This is a genomic window from uncultured Anaerococcus sp. (genome assembly GCF_937934665.1).
Lineage (GTDB): Bacteria > Bacillota > Clostridia > Tissierellales > Peptoniphilaceae > Anaerococcus.
The window spans coordinates 1-3,602 of sequence record NZ_CALGYW010000076.1 but is presented as its reverse complement, the minus strand read 5'-3'; the positions used below and the strand labels follow the sequence as shown (position 1 = coordinate 3,602).

Here is a 3,602-nt window from a genome sequence, read left to right as displayed (position 1 = left end):
ACAGCTTCTTCGCTTACTGATTTAGTTTCCGCTGGGTTTTCTTCTTTGTTTCCACATGCTACAAGACTTCCCGCTAGCATGAGGGCTAGTATTAATTTATTTTTCATTTTCTTCTCCTTTCTTTTCTTATAAATTCACTTCTTATGGCCTTGGTTGGGCAGGCCTTTATACAATCTCCACACCTGATACATTCTAAATGGGCTGTATTTTCTCTTATGTCCACATCCATCTTGCATACTTTTGCACACTTGCCACAATTTATACACTTATCTTCATTTAAGTTTAATTGATAGAGGGAATACTTATTGAAGAGCGAATAAAAGGCACCAAGAGGACAAATCCACTTACAAAAAGGTCTAAAAAATCCTATAGAAAGGATAATGGTAATAATTAAAATTACAAATTTAAACCTAAATAAGGGTCCAAGGGCTGCCCTTAGTGAAATATTTTTCCCAGCTAGAGGAAGGGCTGCTTCTAGGATTCCTTGGGGACATATGTACTTACAAAAATATGGTGGTACAACTTCATACTGACCCTTTAGGGCAAAGCCTATCCCAACTAAAAGACTAGATAAGATTATGTATTTGATGTACCTTAAGGCCTTTAACTTCTTAGTTGAAAATTTCTTTGTAGGAATCTTATGAAGTAGGTCTTGGAAAAATCCAAAGGGACACAAAAATCCACATATGAGCCTAGCAAAAACCACTCCAAAAAACATCATTATCCCTATTACATAAAAGGAAAACTTATATTTTTTAGACCCTATAACAGCCTGAAGGCTCCCTATAGGGCAAGATCCTGCTGCTCCCGGACATGAATAACAATTTAAGCCCGGTAGGCAAAGTTTTTTGCCAGGCCCCTGGTAGATTTTTCCTTTAAAGAAATTATCCAAGTGAAAGTTGTGGGCGAGTGTTGATAAGGCTTGGATAATAAGTCTCTTATGATTTCTTAGCTTATCCAATGCCTATACACTCCAAACATAAGTTTATGGCCTTTATAAAAACTGTATCGACCTCTCCCCTATAGGCCCCAAGACCTATGAAGGCAAGGCTTAGGGCGAGAAGTGTCAGACTTGTTTTTTTATTTTTCATCCTTATCTCCTTTTCACTAAGTCTATTCTAACAGAGTTTATATTAAATTCTCATAAAGACTTGGGAATATTTATTACAAAAATCGATCCTTGGGGGTTATTATCGTAAATTTCAATTTTTGCCCCAAGCATATCAGCAATAGTCTTTGATAGACAAAGGCCTATTCCATAGCCTTCCTGGCCCCTCGATGAGTCAATCTGATAAAATAATTCAAAAATTCTTTCCTTATCGCTTGGAGATATGCCTATACCCGTATCGGCGATTTTTATCTTGACCTTATCCCTATCTTCTTTAGCAGAAATATCTACCCTGCCTCCAGGATTGTTGTATTTGATAGCATTTTCTACTATATTAAAGACCAGCCTTTGAAGGAGACTATCGTCTGTTATAAGGCTAATATTTGTATCCCTTGCTATAATACGAACATCTCTATCATAGGCCTTATCTTCTAAGTCAAGGACTATCTCATCTATCAATATATCTAAATTTACCTCATCAAGTTTTATGTCAGATTTTTTCCTAAGGGATAAAATCGCATCTACAAGACCGCTTAACTTAGCTACGTTATTATCTAAAACCCTCAGCATCTTCTTGGCATCAGCATCATCTGTCTTTTGCCTAAAAAGATCAAGCTGGCTTTTCATAACAGCTATGGGCGTCCTCAGCTCATGGGCCACATTTGAAGAAAAGTCTTTCTGCCTTTTATAGTCTGCGTAGATTTTTTTTAGCATCTTATCAAAAGTCTCAGAAAATTCTACTATTTCGCTAGAAGTATTATCTAAAATCACCAAATTTTCAAAGCTTTCCGGCTTATCAATATCAACCTCAGATATTTTTTTCTGGAGATTTTTAAGGGGAGCTAGGATTTTCTTTATGATAAAGGCAAAGGAAAGGGAGCCCAAAATTATAACTGCAGACATTACAAAAATTAGATAGATTCTAAAATCACTTGAAGATTGCACCTTAGATGAGTCTATAAAAAGAACCATAGACCTATCCATGGTGCCCATATTGGTATTTATATCTTCTATAACCGCGTCAATTATCATGGCTTGCTTACGACTAATTAGGTACATACTGACGAGAAGCATGATTATAAAAAATATGACCACAGCTGCAATGAGCTTAAAAATTAGGGAATCATAAATTTTCTGTTTCATGAATCCTATATCCCTTACCAATAACATTTTCTATTAGGTTTTTGCCACAGGCTGCCCTTAGTTTTTTCCTAAGAGATGACATGTGAACCCTAACAGTATTTGAAAACCCATCCGCATTTGAATCCCAAACATGCTCTATAAGCTCTTCTGCAGATATAAAACGCTCAGAATTTAAAAACAAATACTCCAAAATCCCTGTTTCCTTGACCGTAAGAGGGATAACTTTACCGTCAAAAGATGCTTCTCTTTTTACTGTATCAAAACATAGGTCTGATATTTCTATGGTAGTAGCCTGGTGGATTTTCTTGCCCCTTAAGTGAGAACGCATCCTCGCATCAAGCTCTCTTAGGGCAAAAGGCTTAACCATATAGTCGCTTGCCCCAAGATCAAGACCCCTTACCCTATCTTCTATGTCACTTCTTGCAGTAAGCATAATTATCGCCACTTCCTTATTATCTACTCTTATAGCCTTTAAAATCTCAAAACCATCCTTGCCAGGAAGGTTTACATCGAGGATTATGAGGTCATAACTTTCAACAAAGGCCATGTCAATGGCATCATCCCCATTACTAGCCTTATCAGTCACATAGCCTAAGAGAGTAAGACCCTCAGCTATGGAATCAAGCAAATCCAGTTCATCTTCTACTATCAATACCTTCATGATTATTCCTTTCCCTATATCTAGTATTTTTCATCTTGATTATATCACAAAGCCATTAAATTAAGATTAAGATTTATAAAATCAAGACAAGGATTAACCTTAAAACTTTTGTAAGGAATCTTAAATAACTTTAATTGCCCCTTTACATTTTTTAATATCCGGTATAATATATAGTATAAATAAGGATTACCTTATTTGAGAACTTAAAGAGAAAATTTAATGAAGAGTACGATTTATGAAAAATAAAAATTTAGCCCTAGTTTTAGCAACAGCCCTAGTTTTAGGAGCTTGTGGCAACCAAGAAGCAAAAACAACAGAAGAAGTAAAAACAGAAGAAACTGAAACAACAGACAATAATGATGTTGTAAAAGAAGTTTCAAATGATACAGAAACAGCTGCAAAAGACCCAATCCCAGCAACAGAAAAAACTCTAGAAGAAGCAATCGATGCCTTCTACACCCACTATGGTGACGACGCAATCGAGCTAACAGGCGCAGACCTTGACGAAGAAGATGGAAAATATATCTACAGTGTAAAAGGCTACAAAGACGGAGAAGAATTCGAAGCAAAATTTGACGCTAACAGCCTTGATTTAATCAAAGAAGAAAGAGAAACAGAAGACGATACAAATATCCTAGCTATAGAAAAAGACAACATAATAACAGCCAAAGAAGCCATGGAAAAAGCCCT

5 protein-coding genes are annotated in these 3,602 nt (G+C 36.1%); 1 reads left to right on the top strand and 4 read right to left on the bottom strand.

What is annotated here, in order from left to right; all coding sequences use genetic code 11:
* Positions 1-103: 103 nt before the first annotated feature.
* The 4 genes from Q0410_RS04345 to Q0410_RS04330 are packed head-to-tail and all read right to left on the bottom strand — an operon-like array spanning position 104 to position 2,912.
* Positions 104-961 (bottom strand): 4Fe-4S binding protein, encoded by an 858-nt coding sequence (locus Q0410_RS04345; protein WP_299033272.1) that lies wholly within the window; start codon positions 959-961, stop codon positions 104-106.
* On the bottom strand, positions 954-1,091 hold the full coding sequence (locus tag Q0410_RS04340; protein ID WP_299033268.1) for a CD1871A family CXXC motif-containing protein: 138 nt from the start codon (positions 1,089-1,091) through the stop codon (positions 954-956). The genes Q0410_RS04345 and Q0410_RS04340 overlap by 8 nt, the downstream gene beginning before the upstream one ends.
* A 50-nt stretch (positions 1,092-1,141) precedes the next feature.
* The gene (locus tag Q0410_RS04335) at positions 1,142-2,251 is read right to left on the bottom strand and encodes a sensor histidine kinase KdpD (protein WP_299033265.1); all 1,110 of its coding nucleotides are present in this window, start codon (positions 2,249-2,251) and stop codon (positions 1,142-1,144) included.
* Positions 2,232-2,912 (bottom strand): response regulator transcription factor, encoded by a 681-nt coding sequence (locus Q0410_RS04330; RefSeq protein WP_299033262.1) that lies wholly within the window; start codon positions 2,910-2,912, stop codon positions 2,232-2,234. The genes Q0410_RS04335 and Q0410_RS04330 overlap by 20 nt, the downstream gene beginning before the upstream one ends.
* 235 nt (positions 2,913-3,147) lie before the next feature.
* On the opposite strand from Q0410_RS04330, the gene Q0410_RS04325 reads away from it, so the two are divergent.
* A partial coding sequence (locus Q0410_RS04325; RefSeq protein WP_299033259.1) for a PepSY domain-containing protein occupies positions 3,148-3,602 on the top strand: 455 nt, incomplete at its 3' end.